The 17604-nt window shown below is 64.3% G+C and carries 10 protein-coding genes and 1 pseudogene; 5 read left to right on the top strand and 6 right to left on the bottom strand.

All coding sequences use genetic code 11. The features are described 5' to 3' along the window. Window positions 1-12: 12 nt before the first annotated feature. From ACQUSY_RS07225 to ACQUSY_RS07205, 5 genes and pseudogenes are all read right to left on the bottom strand, one after another. The gene (locus ACQUSY_RS07225) at window positions 13-1266 is read right to left on the bottom strand and encodes a hypothetical protein (protein WP_428903813.1); all 1254 of its coding nucleotides are present in this window, start codon (window positions 1264-1266) and stop codon (window positions 13-15) included. Further along, window positions 1263-2090, bottom strand: coding sequence for an ADP-dependent NAD(P)H-hydrate dehydratase (locus tag ACQUSY_RS07220; RefSeq protein WP_428903812.1), 828 nt, complete (start codon window positions 2088-2090; stop codon window positions 1263-1265). The genes ACQUSY_RS07225 and ACQUSY_RS07220 overlap by 4 nt, the downstream gene beginning before the upstream one ends. Window positions 2091-2166: 76 nt before the next feature. Further along, complete coding sequence (locus ACQUSY_RS07215; protein ID WP_428903811.1) at window positions 2167-3228, bottom strand: hemolysin family protein; 1062 nt, start codon at window positions 3226-3228, stop codon at window positions 2167-2169. Further along, a complete protein-coding gene (locus ACQUSY_RS07210) occupies window positions 3225-4535 on the bottom strand; it encodes a hemolysin family protein (protein ID WP_428903810.1) in 1311 nt (436 codons plus the stop codon). The genes ACQUSY_RS07215 and ACQUSY_RS07210 overlap by 4 nt, the downstream gene beginning before the upstream one ends. Window positions 4536-4710: 175 nt before the next feature. Next, window positions 4711-5738: pseudogene (locus tag ACQUSY_RS07205) on the bottom strand (IMP dehydrogenase). Between the two features lie 229 nt (window positions 5739-5967). Here ACQUSY_RS07205 and ACQUSY_RS07200 point away from each other — a divergent pair. From ACQUSY_RS07200 to ACQUSY_RS07185, 4 genes are all read left to right on the top strand, one after another. After that, on the top strand, window positions 5968-9651 hold the full coding sequence (locus ACQUSY_RS07200; RefSeq protein ID WP_428903809.1) for a multifunctional oxoglutarate decarboxylase/oxoglutarate dehydrogenase thiamine pyrophosphate-binding subunit/dihydrolipoyllysine-residue succinyltransferase subunit: 3684 nt from the start codon (window positions 5968-5970) through the stop codon (window positions 9649-9651). Between the two features lie 106 nt (window positions 9652-9757). Beyond that, complete coding sequence (locus tag ACQUSY_RS07195; RefSeq protein ID WP_428903808.1) at window positions 9758-10723, top strand: diacylglycerol kinase family protein; 966 nt, start codon at window positions 9758-9760, stop codon at window positions 10721-10723. Between the two features lie 20 nt (window positions 10724-10743). After that, window positions 10744-14673, top strand: a complete 3930-nt coding sequence (hrpA, locus tag ACQUSY_RS07190) for an ATP-dependent RNA helicase HrpA (protein ID WP_428903807.1) — start codon at window positions 10744-10746, stop codon at window positions 14671-14673. A 29-nt stretch (window positions 14674-14702) separates the two neighbouring features. Next, complete coding sequence (locus tag ACQUSY_RS07185; protein ID WP_428903806.1) at window positions 14703-15641, top strand: quinone oxidoreductase family protein; 939 nt, start codon at window positions 14703-14705, stop codon at window positions 15639-15641. 23 nt (window positions 15642-15664) lie between these two features. On the opposite strand, the gene ACQUSY_RS07180 is transcribed toward ACQUSY_RS07185, so the two are convergent. Beyond that, complete coding sequence (locus ACQUSY_RS07180; protein ID WP_428903805.1) at window positions 15665-16507, bottom strand: sulfurtransferase; 843 nt, start codon at window positions 16505-16507, stop codon at window positions 15665-15667. Window positions 16508-16553: 46 nt separating this feature from the next. Between ACQUSY_RS07180 and ACQUSY_RS07175 the strand changes: the two genes are divergently transcribed. After that, complete coding sequence (locus ACQUSY_RS07175; RefSeq protein ID WP_428903804.1) at window positions 16554-17555, top strand: Gfo/Idh/MocA family protein; 1002 nt, start codon at window positions 16554-16556, stop codon at window positions 17553-17555. Window positions 17556-17604 lie beyond the last annotated feature (49 nt).

Below are 17604 nucleotides of genomic sequence, written 5' to 3'. Positions count from 1 at the left end.
TTCGCCTCGACTCTAGGCGTTGGCGGTGGGATGCGTCAGCGTTGTGACGGGTAGGGGCTCCCGAATCGCGAGGAGCGCAACGCGCGTGGTCGCGGCAAACATCAGCGCGATCAGCAACAGGTTACGAACGGTGATGATCGTGACGACCACGACGTCGGTCTGCAAGAACAGGTCGTAGAACAACGGGTACAGCAGGTGGGTGCAGGCCGCGATAACGATGCCGGTGATGGCATATGGCAGGGCGCGGCGCCGATCCCACAGCAGCCACAGCACGATGGGGGCGATAAGCCACGTCTGAAACTGCGGTGAGCCGACCTTGTTGAAAACGATGAACGCCAGCACCGCGGCCATCGCGAGTGGCGGCATCAGCAATTGTGCGATCACACCGCGCTGATGGGCGACGAGCCCGAGCACCGCGAGCGCGAAAGCGGCAACCAACAGCATCGGGGTGAGAATGTCGGCCAGCACGTCGACGCCGGGGCCAGCGACCTGGAAGGTGATCAACTCGTAGTCGTACTCGATGCCAGCGCCGGGAACACCCGCGATCGCACTCCACAAGAATGGGGTCGCGAACACTGACTCGGCCTGGAGCCCGCGAGAGTTCTGCATCGACATGAAACCGAACAAAAAGCTGATGCCACCACCGAGCGCGACGATAGCCACGACGACGGCGCTCACCACGAGCGTGCCCTCGACAATGCGACGTTTACTCGTGAGCGAAGCGAAGGCCGCCGCAAGAATCGCACCGGTCCAGATCTTCATCCACGCGGCCATCGCGAGCAGTGCCGACGCCACCACGGGGTGTGACCGAATCAGCAGCACACCGACGGCAGCGAATGGCACGGTCACGGCATCGAGACGGAACAACGCAATCGGCCCGAGCGCGACCAGAAAGATGATCCAAAACAGAGCGGCGGCCCGCCGCGAGCGCGATCGTCCGCCGCCCACCAACAGGTAAAACGCGGCGGCGTCGAACAGGAAGACCACGACGACCCACGACACTTCATACCCAAAGAACGGCACAAAGAACTGCGCCAGAATCATCGGCATCAGTGCGAGCGGCGGATACACCCACGGCTCAGTAACACCCACGATGCCCTGGCCGCGCATCGCGTACGCCGACCACGGCTGATACACGTTCCACACGTCATTGCGCGGCGCATTCGGCTCAACCCACCCAAGCCACGCCACGAGTACGTGAGCGCCGATGAAGAGCGCCCACAGCAGCACCGCCCAGCGCATGCCGGTGCGAATATGCGGCCTCACGCGGTTCCGCCCAGAACCTCGGCAACAGCAGTGGGAGCGGCCGCGGCAACGTCGAGGGCGACGATGGGATGCGGAACCGCGGAACCATGGGCTGCCGCGAGCTCACCGGCTCGCGAATGCAGAAAGACCGCAGTGGCAGCCGCACGAGCGAGCTCTTCGTGTGTTGTCGGGCGCACCTGCGCGATAACCGACCCCATCATTCCGGCGAGCACATCACCGGTGCCGGCGGTCGCCAGCCACGGCGTCTCAACGTCAATCGACCACACGTTGGGAGTGCCCGGCGACGCGACAAGCGTGCGCGAGCCCTTCAGCACCACAACCACGCGGAGGGCCGTGGCCATCGCTACGACGTTAGCCTCAGTGTCGGGCGTCAACGCAATGCTGTGGTGCGCGGCCAGCCGGGCAAACTCGCCCGCGTGCGGCGTCACGACGGTGAGGGCGTGCGGGCAATCGACGAGCTCTAACGCACCGGCGTCGGCAACAACCGGAGTCTCCCCCACCAACAGCTCCGTGGTTCCGGCCGCCACAGCGTCTTCACGCGTCTGGCCTGATCCCACGACCCACGCGTCACAGCGCCCCGTCACCGTCACCGTTTCGGGGCGACGCGCGAGCACGAGATCAGGTGCAGCGCCCACGTAGCGGACGAGACCAGCACCAGCCCGCCACGCGCCTTCGACGCCGAGCACGGCGGCACCGGGATACGTCGCCGACCCGGTGCAGAGCCCCACGACGCCGCGCGAATACTTGTCATCCGTCGCCGTTGCGGCGCGAATGACCGTGCGCGCGTGCGCGATCGTAAATGTCTGCGCGCGCGTGGAGGCCATGCGTCAACGCTACCGCGCACGGGCGGGCAAAACCGCGAGGGGCGAACGAGATGTTCGTCTCGTTCGCCCCTGGGCGTTAGCGGCCGGCGCGACCGCTGCGCGCGGTGGCGTCTTGAACCTCACCGATCAGTTCTTCGATGATGTCTTCCAAGAACAGCACGGCAACGGTATCGCCCTCATCGTTGCGAACCCGGGCGAGGTGCTTGCTGGCTCGGCGCATCAGCGCGAGAGCATCTTCCAGGTCGGTCGACGTCTGCACCGGCACGAGGTCGTGCACGCGCTTCGCCGGAATCGCCCGCACGCCGTCGGGGTCACCGTCTTGCGTGACGCGCAGTACGTCTTTGAGGTGAACGTAGCCGACCGGCAGGCTGTCCTCGTCGACGATCACGTAGCGCGAGTATCCGTACGTGGCGACGGCCTTCTCGACCTCATGCGGCGTGGTGTTTTCACCGAGCGTGACGAGGCGGTCCAGCGGCACAGCGATGTCCATCGCCTTCTTGTCGGTGAACTCCACGACGTTCGAGACGGTTCCGGTGGTGTCATCAAGCACACCCTCGGCACGTGACTGGTTCACGATCGTGGCAACCTCGTCGAGGGTAAACGTCGACGCGGCTTCGTTCTTCGGCTCCACACGGAACAGGCGCAACACCGCGTTGGCAATCCAGTTCAACGTCCAGATCACCGGGTGGAACACCTTCGATACCCAGACGAGCGGCGGCGCGAGCAACAGCACGGCGCGGTCCGGCACCGAGAACGCGAGGTTCTTCGGAACCATTTCACCGAATACGACGTGCAGGTACGAGACCAGCAGCAGCGCGATGATGAACGCAATCGTGTCGACCGCACCAGCATCGAGGTTCGTGAGACCCAGCGGGTACGCCAACAGGTGGTGGATCGCGGGCTCAGAAACGTTCAGGATCAACAGCGAACAGATCGTGATACCCAGCTGGCTCGTGGCCAGCATGAGGGTCGCGTGTTCCATCGCGAACAGGGCGGTCTTCGCCGAACGCGAGCCCTTCTCAGCGAGGGGCTCAATCTGCGAACGACGAGCGGAGATGACGGCAAACTCAGCGCCGACGAAGAAGGCGTTACCGATGAGTAGAATCACCAACCAGACAATTCCCATCCAGTCACTCATTTGCTCTCACCTCCCTGAATCTCAATCTCCCCGGTTGCGGCGGGCACAAACTTGACGCGATCAACGCGGCGGCCGTCCATGCGCTGCACCGTGAGGGTGCCATCGGCGAGATTAACCTCGTCGCCGACCTGCGGAATACGCTCCAGCACACTCATGATGTAGCCGCCCACGGTGTCATACACATCGCCTTCAGGCACGTGCACGCCTGCGCGATCAGCCAACTCATCGGGGCGCAGATCGCCGGGGAACGTCATCGATTCTTTGCCACGGATAACACCGGCACGCATGCGGTCGTGCTCGTCGAGCACTTCACCAACAATCTCTTCAACGAGGTCTTCCAGCGTGACGATACCCGCGGTTCCGCCGTACTCGTCAACCACAATGGCCATCTGGTAGCCGCGCGAACGCAACTCGGAGACCAGCACATCGAGGTGAACTGTCTCGGGCACGCGCAGGGGTTCGGTGCTGAGAGCAGCCGCGGGAACACCCGCACGCTTTTCACGCGGCACACCAATCGCAGCCTTCAAGTGCACGATGCCGATGATGTCGTCCATCGACTCGCCATACACCGGGAAGCGGCTGTGACCGGTGGTGCGCGCCAGGTTCACAACGTCGTCTGCCGTCTCTTCTGACGACAGCGCCTGCACGCTCGGCCGCGGCGTCATCACGTCGTCAGCAGAGAGGCGTGCAAAGGTCAGTGAGCGGTTCAGCAGGCTCGCGGTGTCAGCTTCAAGCACACCAGCGCTTGCTGAACGCCGCACGAGGCTCGACAGCTCTTCGGCCGAACGCGCACCGCTCAGCTCTTCCTTGGGTTCCACGCCCATGGCACGAAGAATGCCGTTGGCGGAACCATTAAGCAGGACGATTGCGGGCTTGAAGACGGTCGTGAAGAGCGTTTGGAACGGCATCACAACCTTTGCCGTCTGGCGCGGGAGCGCGAGGGCAAAGTTCTTCGGCACGAGCTCACCGATGATCATCGACAGCACGGTGGCCACGAACATCGCCACGACCGTCGCGATCGGCCCTGAAACGGTTGTCGGCACACCCCATGCGGCAAACATGGGGGCCATCATCTTCGACATGGCCGGTTCCATCGTGTAACCGGTCAGCAGCGTCGTCAGCGTGATGCCGAGCTGGGCACTGGAGAGGTGGGTCGAGGTGATCTTCAACGCTGCGATCGTCATCGCGAGCCGGGTTTCGCCGCGTTCGCGACGCGCTTCGAGATCGGCGCGATCAAGGTTGACCAGGGCAAACTCACTGGCAACGAAGAGGCCGGTGCCGATCGTGAGCAGGAGACCGATGGTCATTCCTAACCAGGGCGCTAGCTCCACAGCAATTCACCCCCAACCATCGGGGCGCAGGAACAGAGGGGCGTATGTCTACAACTAGGAGGGTCGTCCATCGTACGTGCCAGTCTAACGGAACTTCCTGAAGAGCCGCTTTTTGTCACTTGTGATCAGCGCTCCGCTCATTCCGTGGTCGCTACCAACTGACCGGCAGCGCCTTATCCTCTTCATAGCCAGCCGCCGACTGCAGGCCGATTCTGGCGCGGTCGTGAAACTCGGCGACCGTGCGAGCCCCCGCATAGGTGAACGATGAGCGCACCCCGCTGGTGATCATGTCGAGCAGGTCTTCGACGCCCGGGCGCAGCTGGTCGACGTAGATCTTCGATGACGAAATACCTTCAGCAAACAGTTCTTTGCGCGCTCGTTCGTATGCGCCGAGGCGACTGAAGCGTGCCTGCACCGCCTTCGTAGAAGCCATGCCCCACGATTCTTTGTAGACCCGGCCGCTCTCATCTCGTAGCAGCGCATCCGGCGACTCAATGGTTCCGGCAAACCACGACCCAATCATGATCGAGGCGGCACCGGCGGCACGCGCCAGCGCCACGTCGCGCGGATAGCGCACGCCGCCGTCGGCCCACACGTGGGCACCCATGTCGGCGGCGGCCGCTGCCGTCTCCAAAACGGCAGAGAACTGCGGCCGACCAACCGCCGTCATCATGCGGGTCGTGCACATGGCGCCGGGCCCGACACCAAATCACCCAGAGCGGCGTCGCTGAGCACGCCACCGAGTCGCTCACCGGTCACCACACCGCGCACGTTCGCCGTGTTTAACGGCGCATCGGGGTCGCGCACCACGACGACACCAACACCGGCCAGCGCCGGAACCACGCGCAACGCATCAGCCGCGGTGGCGGCCTCGGAGAAGACGATCGAGGTATCCCAGAGCACCGGCTGTTGCTTCACCCAGCGAATGGCGGCGTCGAGCTCTTGCAACGGCAAATCTTGCGGCAACACCGCCAGGCCACCGCGCCGCGCCATCGTGGCCGCCATGCCTGCTCCGGTGACGGAGTTCATGTTCGACGCGACCAGCGGCGTGCGCGCCGGCGTACCGTCGGGCGGCGTGAGATCGGCGTCAAAACGGCTCGTCACGCTGGAGCGAGAAGGCACCAAGAATACGTCGCTGTACGTCAGGTCAACCTGAGGTTGTTCGCCGATGAACTCCATGATCACACGGTACGCCCCAGCCCCGCCTCGCGGCGAAAAACGGCCGAAACCGGTGGAGAAGATTTTTTATCCGCACGTGAAGATAACTCTGTTCCCTCATTGTGAACATAACGATCAGCGCGCCGCACGAGCACCCCGGGATCTGCGTTAGGCTTGAGGGGTCCTGCGTGTGGGTAGAAGTGTGCCCCCAGGGCTCCAGGATCATCACGACGAAAGTGGGCGATCGAGCGTGTCGAGCCAGTTGACGGGCATCGGTGCTTCGAACGATGGAGAGTTCGGAGCCAATGAATGGCTTGTCGAAGAACTCTATGAACAGTTCAAGGCAGATAAGAACTCAGTAGATAAGGCATGGTGGCCCGTTCTTGAGGCCTACCAGCCCCCGACGGGTGCCGTGAGCGCTCCCACCACTACTGCAAAACCTGTAGCTCCAGCTGCCACGGAACCGCGGCCGGTGACGGCGCCGATTCCGGTGATCGGATCACAGCCTGTGGCTAAGACGACCGCGAAGCCGGCCGCACCGCAGCCGATTCCGGCACAGGCGCCGAAGCCGACGGCAACGAACGAGCCAGCCGAGACCGGTGACGAAGACGTTGTCACGCCGCTGCGCGGCATTTTCAAGACCATTGCCGCGAACATGGACATTTCGCTCACGTTGCCGACCGCAACGAGCGTACGCACCATCCCGGCGAAGCTGATGATCGACAACCGCATCGTCATTAACAACCACATGGCTCGCGCCCGTGGTGGCAAGGTCTCGTTCACGCACATCATTGGCTGGGCCATGATTCAGGCGTTGAAGGAGTTCCCGAGCCAGAACGTGTACTACGACGAGATCAACGGCAAGCCGTCGGTCATCGCTCCGGCACACGTGGGCCTCGGAATCGCCATCGACCTGCCGCGCCCCGACGGTACCCGCGCACTCGTGGTTCCGTCCATCAAGCGTGCTGAGACCCTCACCTTCAACGAGTTCCTCGCCGCATACGAAGACCTCGTCGCTCGTGCGCGTGACAACAAGCTGACCGCCGCCGACTACCAGGGCGCAACGATCTCCCTCACCAACCCGGGCGGAATCGGAACCGTGCACTCGGTTCCGCGTCTCAGCAAGGGTCAGGGTTGCATCATCGGTGCCGGTGCTCTCGAGTACCCCGCCGAGTTCCAGGGCGCTTCGGAGCAACTGCTGGCTGAAATGGCGATCGGTAAGACGATCACGCTGACCAGCACCTACGACCACCGCGTCATTCAGGGTGCGGGCTCGGGCCAGTACCTCAAGAAGGTTCACGAGCTGCTCATCGGCCAGCGTGGCTTCTACGAGGGCATCTTCGCGGCACTGCGCATTCCGTACGCACCGATCCGTTGGGCCTCCGACATCAAGGTCGACCTGGCCGAGCGGGTGGACAAGCAGGCTCGCGTTCAAGATCTCATCAATTCGTACCGTGTTCGCGGTCACCTGATGGCCGACATTGACCCGCTCGAGTACGTACAGCGCTCGCACCCTGACCTGGAGATCGAGTCGCACGGTCTCACGTTCTGGGATCTGGACCGCGAGTTCGTTGTGGGCGGTTTCGGTGGCAAGCGCGCTATGAAGTTGCGCGACGTGCTCGGCGTGCTGCGCGACTCGTACTGCCGCACGATCGGCATCGAGTACATGCACATTCAAGACCCCGAGCAGCGTGCCTGGTTCCAGGAGCGCGTTGAGGTCAAGTACCAGAAGCCGACCCACGACGAGCAAATGCGCGTGCTGGGCAAGCTCAACGAAGCCGAAGCATTCGAGACCTTCCTGCAGACCAAGTACGTCGGCCAGAAGCGCTTCTCGCTGGAGGGTGGCGAATCGCTGATTCCGCTGCTGGACGAGATTCTGCAGGGTGCCGCCGCCGCCAACCTGGACGGCGCGGCGATCGGTATGGCCCACCGCGGGCGCCTGAACGTGCTGACCAACATCGCTGGCAAGACGTACGGTCAGGTGTTCCGCGAGTTTGAAGGCTCGGTTGCTCTGGGCAACAAGCTCGGCTCGGGTGACGTGAAGTACCACCTCGGAACCGAGGGAACTTTCGTCAGCGACAATGGTAGCGAGCTGCCGATCTACCTCGCAGCAAACCCCTCGCACCTGGAGACCGTCGACGGCGTTCTCGAAGGTATCGTCCGCGCGAAGCAAGACACCTACCCGATCGGCTCGTTCACGTGGCTGCCGGTTCTGATTCACGGTGACGCTGCGTTCGCCGGCCAGGGCGTCGTTGTTGAGACGCTGCAGATGTCACAGCTGCGTGGTTACCGCACCGGCGGTACCGTTCACATCATTGTGAACAACCAGGTCGGCTTCACGACGCTGCCGCAAGACTCGCGCACCTCGGTCTACTCGACCGACGTTGCCAAGACCATCCAGGCTCCTGTCCTGCACGTGAACGGTGACGACCCTGAGGCCGTCATCCACGTGGCACAGCTCGCGTTTGAATACCGCGAGAAGTTCCACCGTGACGTCGTGATCGACCTCGTTTGCTACCGCCGTCGCGGTCACAACGAGGGTGATGACCCGTCGATGACGCAGCCGCTGATGACCAACCTCATCCAGGCGAAGAGCTCGGTTCGTAAGCTCTACACCGAAGCCCTCGTTGGTCGTGGTGACATCACCGCAGACGAGTACGAGCAGGCTAAGGCTGACTTCCAGGGCCGCCTCGAGGTTGCTTTCGCTGACACGCACGCCGCTCAGACGGGTGCGATCAACGTCATCGATGAAGAGGCAACGCCGGAGCTTGCCGGTGACCCCGAAGTGACGGGTGTTTCGAAGGAGGTCGTCGAGCTTATCGGTGACGCCTTCGCTAACAAGCCTGAGGGCTTCACGGTTCACAGCAAGCTGCAGCAGCTGCTGGACAAGCGCGTCGACATGAGCCGCAACGGTTCGATCGACTGGGGCTTTGGCGAGCTGCTGGCGTTCGGTTCGCTCCTTGTTGAGGGCACCCCGGTTCGTCTTGCTGGTCAAGACGCACGCCGCGGAACCTTCGTGCAGCGTCACGCCGTTCTCCACGACCGTGCAAACGGTCAGGAGTGGTTGCCCCTCGCAAACCTCTCCGAGAACCAGGCGCGCTTCTTCGTGTACGACTCGCTGCTGAGCGAGTACGCGGCGATGGCATTCGAGTACGGCTACTCGGTCGAGAACGAGAAGGCTCTCGTACTGTGGGAGGCCCAGTTCGGTGACTTCGCTAACGGCGCTCAGTCGGTCATTGACGAATACATTTCGTCGGCTGACCAGAAGTGGGGCCAGCAGTCGAGCGTCGTCTTGCTTCTCCCCCACGGCTACGAAGGTCAGGGCCCTGACCACTCGTCGGCACGTATCGAGCGCTACCTGCAGCTGTGTGCACAAGACAACATGACCGTGGCTCGTCCGTCGACGCCGGCGTCGTACTTCCACCTGCTGCGTCGTCAGGCGTACTCGCGCCCGCGTCGTCCGCTCATCGTCTTCACCCCGAAGGCTATGCTGCGTCTCCGCGGTGCTTCGAGCCCCGTCGAAGACTTCACGTCGGGCAAGTTCGAGCCGGTTATCGACGACACTCGCGGCCTGGACAAGAACGCCGTCAAGCGCGTTCTCGTGCACTCAGGCAAGATCCACTGGGATCTTGTCAGTGAGCTCGACAAGGCACCGAACCCGGAGATCGCCGTCGTGCGCCTCGAGCAGTTCTACCCGGCTCCGGTCGACGAACTGCGCGCTGTGCTCGACACCTACCCGAACGCTGAGGTTGTTTGGGTTCAGGACGAGCCGGAGAACCAGGGTGCCTGGCCGTTCATCGCACTGACCGTGGCACCGGAGCTGGGCCGCGACGTTCGCGTCGTCTGCCGTACGGCTTCGGCATCGCCGTCGACCGGTTCGAGCAAGGTTCACGCCGTCGAGCAGGCTGACCTGCTGAAGCGTGCACTGAACTAACGCATCGCGTAACCGGAGGGGCGAGAGCAGCATTGCTCTCGCCCCTGCGTCGTTTCGTGACGCGGAGACGTACGAGACAGGCCCGCGCACGCGCTATTCTCGAACAATGCTCGCCGTTGTCTTGGTCAATCCGGCCGCGCGTGGCGGGTCTCCCACCGACGCGGTCGAAGTCGTGCGCTCCCGCGTTGGTGCTAAGGGCATCAACCGTGTCGTCACGATCACTCCGGCATCGGCCGCTGAGCCCGAGCGTGAGCTCGCGGCCCTCCTCCCCGAGACGGCACTCGTCGTCGTCGTCGGTGGCGACGGAACCGTCAACATCGCCGTCAACGTGCTGGCCGGAACACGCATTCCGCTCGGCATTGTGCCGACCGGGAGCGGCAACGACTTTGCGTCGGCGTTCGGCATCGCCGAGCTCGACACGCACGCGGCGGCTGAAGTGATCGCTGCTGGCGTGACCCGCGCGGTCGACCTTGCGAGTGTCACGCGCCCCGACGGCACGGTACGCAAGTTCGCGAGCGTCTTCGCGAGCGGCTTCGACTCCCTCGTTAACGACCGCGCCAACAACATCCGCTGGCCGCGCGGGCACATGCGCTACAACGTCGCGATCGCGATTGAGTTCTTCCTGCTCAAGCGCGTGCGCTACACCGCGTCATGGACGGCAGAAGACGGCAGCACCGGAACCACAGACTCCACGTTGCTGATGGCAACCGTTGCAAACTCCCCCACGTATGGCGGTGGGGTACCGATCTCACCGAACTCAGACCCGACCGACGGCGCACTCGAGCTCATCATGGTGAAGCCTGCTGGGCGTGTACGCCTGGTGCGCCTGCTCAGTCGCGTGTTTAAGTCCAAGCACCTGACTGACCCGCTATTCACGTCGCGCCGCATCTCCGAGGTCACACTCGACACGGCCGATACTCGCGGCTACGCAGATGGCGATCCGATTACGTCGTTCCCAACGACGATCGCGGTCGACCCCGGCGCCCTCACGCTGATTGTGCCAGCGTCGTTCGGTGGCGCCGCAACCGACAGCGCCGCGCGTGGGGTGCCCGCGCCCGCGACCCTCGAATAATCGGTTTAGACTGAAAGGCTATGTCTGAGCCGCGCATCATCTATCCTCCGGAGCTTCCTGTCAGCGCCGCAAAGGAGGAAATCGCTGACGCGATCCGCGACAACCAAGTCGTGATTGTTGCCGGCGCCACCGGCTCGGGAAAGACCACCCAGCTCCCCAAGATCTGCCTCGAGCTAGGCCGCACGAAGATCGCGCACACCCAGCCCCGCCGTCTTGCCGCCCGCACGATTGCGGAGCGCATTGCTGAAGAGCTCGAGGTCGAACTCGGCACCACGGTTGGCTACAAGGTGCGCTTCACCGACAAGGTGTCCGAGAACACCGCAATCGCGCTGCTCACCGACGGCATCCTGCTCAACGAAATCCATCGTGACCGCCTACTCCGCCGCTACGACACGATCATCATCGATGAGGCCCACGAGCGCTCCCTCAACATCGACTTCTTGATGGGCTATCTGGTGCGCATCCTCCCGGAGCGCCCCGACCTCAAAATCATCATCACCTCCGCCACGATCGACCCGGAGAGCTTCGCGCGGCACTTTGGCCGCGATGGCGTACCTGCCCCGGTCATCGAAGTTTCTGGCCGCACCTTCCCCGTCGAAATTCGCTACCGCGAGCCCCAGGAAGACGCCGACGAGGTCGATGGCATCGTGCAGGCGCTCCGCGAGCTGGATGCGGAACCACGAGGTGACGTTCTCGTGTTCTTGCCGGGTGAGGCAGAAATCCGTGACGCGATGGACGCCCTCAAGGGCGCCTTTAACGGGGCGACCAGCCGCACCGAAGTTCTCCCCCTGTTTGGCCGGCTGAGCGCCGCGGATCAACACCGCGTTTTCGAGCCCTCACAGGTCGCGGGTTTGCGCCGCCGCATTATTTTGGCGACCAACGTCGCAGAAACCAGCCTCACGGTTCCGGGTATCAAGTACGTCGTTGACACCGGAACCGCACGCATCTCGCGCTACTCCGTGCGCTCCAAAGTGCAGCGTCTGCCGATCGAAGCCGTGTCGCAAGCATCGGCCCAGCAGCGTTCCGGCCGTGCCGGCCGCACGAGCGATGGCATTGCGATTCGCCTGTATGCCGAAGACGACTTCGACAAGCGCCCCGCGTTTACCGACCCCGAAATTCTCCGCACCAACCTCGCCTCGGTCGTGCTGCAAATGCTCGCGCTCGGCTTCGGCGATATTGATGAGTTCCCGTTCCTCACGCCGCCAGACTCGCGTGGCATTAAGGCCGCGCTCGATCTGTTGCTCGAACTCGGCGCGGTTGGCGGCAACGGCAAAGAACTCACCAAAATCGGAACCCAACTCGCCCGACTCCCGATTGAGCCGCGCTTTGCCCGCATGCTCATCGAAGCGGCACGCACCGGTGTCAGCCGCGAGGTTCTGGCGATCGTCGCCGGCATGTCGATTCAAGACGTGCGCGAGCGGCCCGAAGAGAAGCGCGAAGAAGCTGAGCGCCTGCACGCGCGCTTCGCCGACCCGACAAGCGACTTTCTCTCGCTGTACGCGCTGTGGCTCTACCTCGAAGAAAAGCGCACGGCTCTCGGCTCAAGCGCTTTCCGGCGCCTGTGCCGCGATGAAATGCTCAACTACGTGCGCGTGCGCGAATGGTTTGACGTGCATCGTCAGCTCGAACGATTGACGAGCGACCTCGACCGCTCATCGCGCCGTGGTAAAGATCATCGCAAGCCGCCTCGCCGCGCGGCGCAGGGTTCCGGAACGACGGTTGCTGTGGCAAATGGAACCACGGGAGCAAGCCCCAGCGGTGGCGCGGCTGATCCTGACGCGGTGCACCGTGCGATTCTCTCCGGCCTGCTGTCACAGATCGGCGTGCTCGACACCCGCTCGAACACCCAGCCCCGCACCGCCAAGCCGACGCGTCCGATCTCGACGTATCTCGGCTCGCGCGGTGTGCGATTCTCGATCTTCCCCGGTTCCGGGCTCCGCAAAAAGGCACCGCAGGCGGTCATGGCGGCCGAACTCGTCGAGACGAGCCGCCTGTTTGCCCGCACCGTCGCCGCGATCGATACGGCATGGGCGGAGTCGCTTGCGGGCGATCTCGCGCACCGCAGTGTGAGCGAGCCGCACTGGTCCAAGGCGCAGGGCGCGGCTCTCGCCTACGAAAAGGTCACGCTGTTCGGCGTCGAAATTGTGGCCAAACGCCGCGTGCAGTTCTCGCGCATCGACCGTGCCGCGGCACGCGAGCTGTTTGTGCGTCACGCGCTCGTCGAGGGCGAATGGGATCCCACGAAGCTCCCGCAAAACCTCACCGCGTTCGTGCGCCAGAATCACGAACTGCGCCGCCGCCTGGAGAAGCAGGAGGAGCGCGAGCGCCGCCGCGACATTCTCGTCGGCGATGAGGCGGTCTTTGACTTCTACAACGCCAGGATTCCGGCTGACGTCAGTGACGTGCGCTCCTTCGAAGCGTGGTGGAAGGCGACGATCACGCGCACCCCGAAGCTCCTCACGATGCGCGAAGAAGACCTCCTCGAAGGTTCTTCGCGGTCGGGTGGTGACGAGTTTCCGTCGCGGTGGAGCCAGGGCGATCTCACGCTCTCGCTCGGCTACCGTTTCGAGCCGGGTGCGAAAGACGATGGCGTCACCGTTGTCATTCCGCTCCCCCTGCTCGCCAGCGTCGACCAGGTCGGATTCGACTGGCAGGTTCCCGGTATGCGCGACGAGCTCATCACCGCCATGCTGCGGTCCTTCCCCAAAGTCATTCGCCGCAACGTGGTTCCGGCCGGCGACTGGGCTATCAAGTTCGCAGCCCAGCTCGCCGCCGATGGCCCGGAGAACCATGCCGGGCGCCCCGCGAAGGGCCTCGGCGAGGCACTCGCCGCTCTCGTGCAGCCGATCGCGAATCAGCGGGTGAGCGCGAGCGATATCGAGTGGGAGCGCGTACCCGCGCACCTGCAGATGAACTTCCGCGCGGTCGACGCCCGCGGGCGTGCGATCGACTCCGACCGCTCGCTTGCGGCCCTGCAGCAGCGTCTCAGCGAAAAGGCACGCGACAGTGTCGCCGCGCAGATTCGCAAGGCACAGCCCGGCTCGGAGAAGGCGCCGAAGCCGGGGTCAACCACGGCGTCACGATTCTCCGAGCGCGAGGGCATTACGACATGGGATCTCGGAACCATTCCCCCGCACGTCGACACGGCTCTCGCCGGAGGCACGGTGCGTGGCTACCCGGGCCTGATCGACGATGGCTCGAGTGTGTCAATTCGTGTGCAGACCGACCCGGCGATCGCCGAGCGCCTGCACCACGCCGGAGTGCGCCGCCTGTTGCTCCTCGCGCTGCCCTCGCCCGCGTCGTACGTGCAGGAGCACATGACGTCGGCCGAAAAGCTCTCGCTGGCAGCCTCGCCGTATCCGTCGGTCAAGGCCCTCATCGAAGACGCCCGTGCCGCCGTGATCGATCGCGTGATCGCGACCACCACGACGGGGCCGATTCGTACCGAGGCCGAGTTCATCGCGGTGCGCGATGCTGCGAGCGCAGCCATGGTTGACGGAACCTTCACCGCAGTGAGTCTCGTGGCTCGCATTCTTGACGGCCACCGTGCTGCGGAGCGCACGATCAAGCAGATCACCTCGATGCCGCTGTTGGGCACGCTCAACGATGTACGCGGGCAGCTCGCCGGCCTCGTCTACCCCGGCTTTGTCTCGCGCACGGGCCTCGACCGTCTCGCGCACTTTCCGCGGTACCTCGCCGCCGTCAAGCACCGCCTTGACAATCTATCGGCCAATGCGGGGCGTGACCGTGCGTGGATGTCGGAGTGGGAGCGCGCCAACCAGCTGTTCCTCGATGCCGGTGGCATGGTTCCGCCCGCGGATGATGCGCGCACGGGCCTCGTACACGCGCGTTGGCTTCTCGAAGAGCTGCGTGTCAGCCTGTTCGCACAGACGCTCGGCACGGCGGAGCCCGTCTCGCAGCAGCGGGTGCAGAAGGCGCTCAACACCTGAGTGCCCGCGGTGGCCGTTAGGCTCGAAGCATGTCGCAGGCGATCCAGTACACCCAGCTCGGTGGCCCCGAGGTTCTGACCCTTGTAGAGGTTCCGTTTCCGGAGCCAGCACCCGGCACCGTCACGGTGCGGGTCGAGGCGGCGGGCGTGAACCCGATCGATTGGAAGCTGCGCAGCGGGCTGCGCGCGACGCCCCCGTTTGAGGGGCCGCGGGGCACCGGATCGGATGGCGCCGGAACCATTGCTGCCGTTGGTGAGGGTGTTGACGGTTTTCGGGTGGGTGACGCGGTGGCGTTCTGCAATGCGGCGGGCGCGTACGCGACCGACGTTGTGGTGAGCGCGGCGCACGTCTTCCCCCGGCCTGCGGGCGTCTCGGCCGCGGCCGCAGCCGCACTGGGTGTGCCCGCGGGCACCGCGTATCAGGTGGTGCGCTCGCTGGCGATAACGACGGACGATGTAGTGCTCGTGCACGCCGGTTCTGGTTCGGTCGGGCAGTTTGTGATTCAGTTCGCGCGGCTTTTCGGCGCTCGCGTTATCGCCACCGCCAGCGACCGTCGGGCCGGCACCGTCACCGCGCTCGGCGCCACCCACGTGACCTACGGCGCGGGCCTCACCCAGCGCGTTCGCGCGCTGGGCATCGAGGTCACCGCGGTCATCGACTGCGCGGGCACGCACGAGGCGATTGAAACGTCGCTCGCCGTTGTCGCCGATCGCTCCCGCATCGTGACGATTGTGCGCGGCAAGGAGGCCGACAGTTGGGGAATCCGCGCCTTTATGGGCGGCTCACCCCACCCCATGACCGCGCAGCAGCTGGCGTGGCGCATCGAAGCAATGCCGGTGAGCCTCGCGCTCATGGCAACGGGCACGCTCACGGTTGAGATCGGTGAGAGTTATCCCCTCGAACGCGCCGCCGATGCGCAGGCCGCCAGCCAGGCGGGTCGCGACGGCAAGCTCATCATCACGCCGTGATGAACCTCACGCCGTAGCAAAGGTCACGCGGTACCGCCCGTCTCGGCACCCGTCGCAATCGGGGCACCCGGGGTGTTTGACCACGCGCTCCACGAGCCGGGGAACAACTCGACATCAATACCGGCCGATGCCGCCGCGAGCGCTGCCTGCGCGGCAGTGATGCCCGATCCGCAGTACAGTGCGACCGGCTTGCCCGCCGACACCTCTGCGAATGCAGCCTGAATCTCTTCCGGCGACCGCAAGGTTCCATCCTCCGCAAGGTAGCGCACGCCCGGCAGGTTGACCGCGCCCGGCACGTGCCCCGCAATCGGGTCCAATGGTTCCGTCTCTCCGCGGTAACGCTCCGGCACGCGCACGTCGACGAGCGTGCCTTCGTCGGGCCACACCGCGGCCTCAGCAACGCTCAGCCCCACGTGCAGTGACGTGATTTCCACGTCGCTCGGTTCCGGCGCAACACCCTCCCCGGTCTCCAGCTCGCCGTTCGCCGCGCGCCACGCCTTCATGCCGCCGTCAAGCACGCGCACATTCGTGAAGCCGGAACCGTCGAGCAGCCACCACGCGCGTGAAGCACCCATCATCGCGAAGTCATCAACAATGACAATCTCACTGTCTTTGTGCACGCCCCAGCGACGGGCAGCCTTCTGCAAACGCGCCATGCTCGGCACCGGGTGACGCCCGAGTTCTGGGGCGCCGTGCTCGGCCAGCTCTTTGTCGAGGTCAACATATACGGCACCGGGAATGTGCCCGGCAGCGAAGTCATCGCGGCCATCCGGCTTATCGAGGCGGTACCGCACATCGAGAACGTGAATGGGGTGCTCCCCGGCGAGCTCGGCGGCAAGGTCAAAAGCAGAAATTGTGACGGCCATGACTTCATCTTGCCCGCTCGAGGCATGAGCGCGCTACGCTTCCGGAATGACAGCACTTCGGTGGGGCATTCTCGGCCCCGGTGGCATCGCCAACGCCTTCGTAAAAGATCTCCGCACCGCGGGCCTGACTATCGAGGCCGTCGCCTCCCGCTCGATCGAGCGTGCGCAAACCTTCGCCGACACCTACGAGATTCCACGCGCACACGGCAGTTATCTCGCACTCGCGCAAGACCCCGACGTCGATATCGTCTATATCGCGACCACGCATCCGCAACACGTCGCCCCGGCGCTTCTCATGCTCGAGCACGGCAAGCACGTGCTCATTGAAAAGGCCATCACCGCGAATGCGCACGAGGCCCAGCTCATTGCCGATGCCGCGGCACGTCATGGCCGCCTCGCGCTTGAGGCGATGTGGACTCGTTATCTGCCGCACATGGCCCGCATCCGCGAGATCATCGCCGCCGGAACCCTCGGCGACGTCGTGGCCCTCACCGCTGATCACACCCAAAAGCTCAGTAGTGACCCCAACCACCGCATCAACAACCCCGAGCTCGGTGGCGGCGCGCTCCTCGACCTCGGCATCTACCCCATCTCCTTCGCGTGGGACATCTTCGGCAAGCCTGAGACAGTCACCGCGACCGGAACACTGGGAGCGACCGGAACCGACACCCAGGTGCAAGCGACGTTTACGTACTCGGGTGGTCGGGTGGCGAGCACCTTCAGTTCCGCGATCGCACGCGGGGCGACCGCGGCGACGATCATGGGCACCGAGGCCTCGATGTACATCGACCCCGTCTGGTACGGGGCCACGTCATTTCGCGTTGTGGCGACCGACGGCACCGTGTTGGAAACCTACAAGTCGCACATTGAGGGTCGCGGTATGCAATTTCAGGCGCTGGCCGCCGAGCAGCTCGTGGCTGCCGGAGACCTCACGGGCGGCCTCCTCCCGATCGCAGAGAGCGTCGGCATCATGCAGACGCTCGACGAAATCCGTCGGCAGATTGGCGTGGTGTATCCCTCGGATTCGGGCGAACTCGTTCTCCACTAAACCCGGGGCGATTCAGGGGCGAGGTCGCTTGTTCCGTGGTAGGTGGTGA

The sequence above is a fragment of the Microbacterium daqui genome, from assembly GCF_050408675.1.
In the GTDB taxonomy this organism is placed as follows: Bacteria; Actinomycetota; Actinomycetes; order Actinomycetales; family Microbacteriaceae; genus Microbacterium.
Note: the sequence above shows the minus strand (reverse complement) of the source record. Positions and strands in the feature narration are given on the sequence as shown.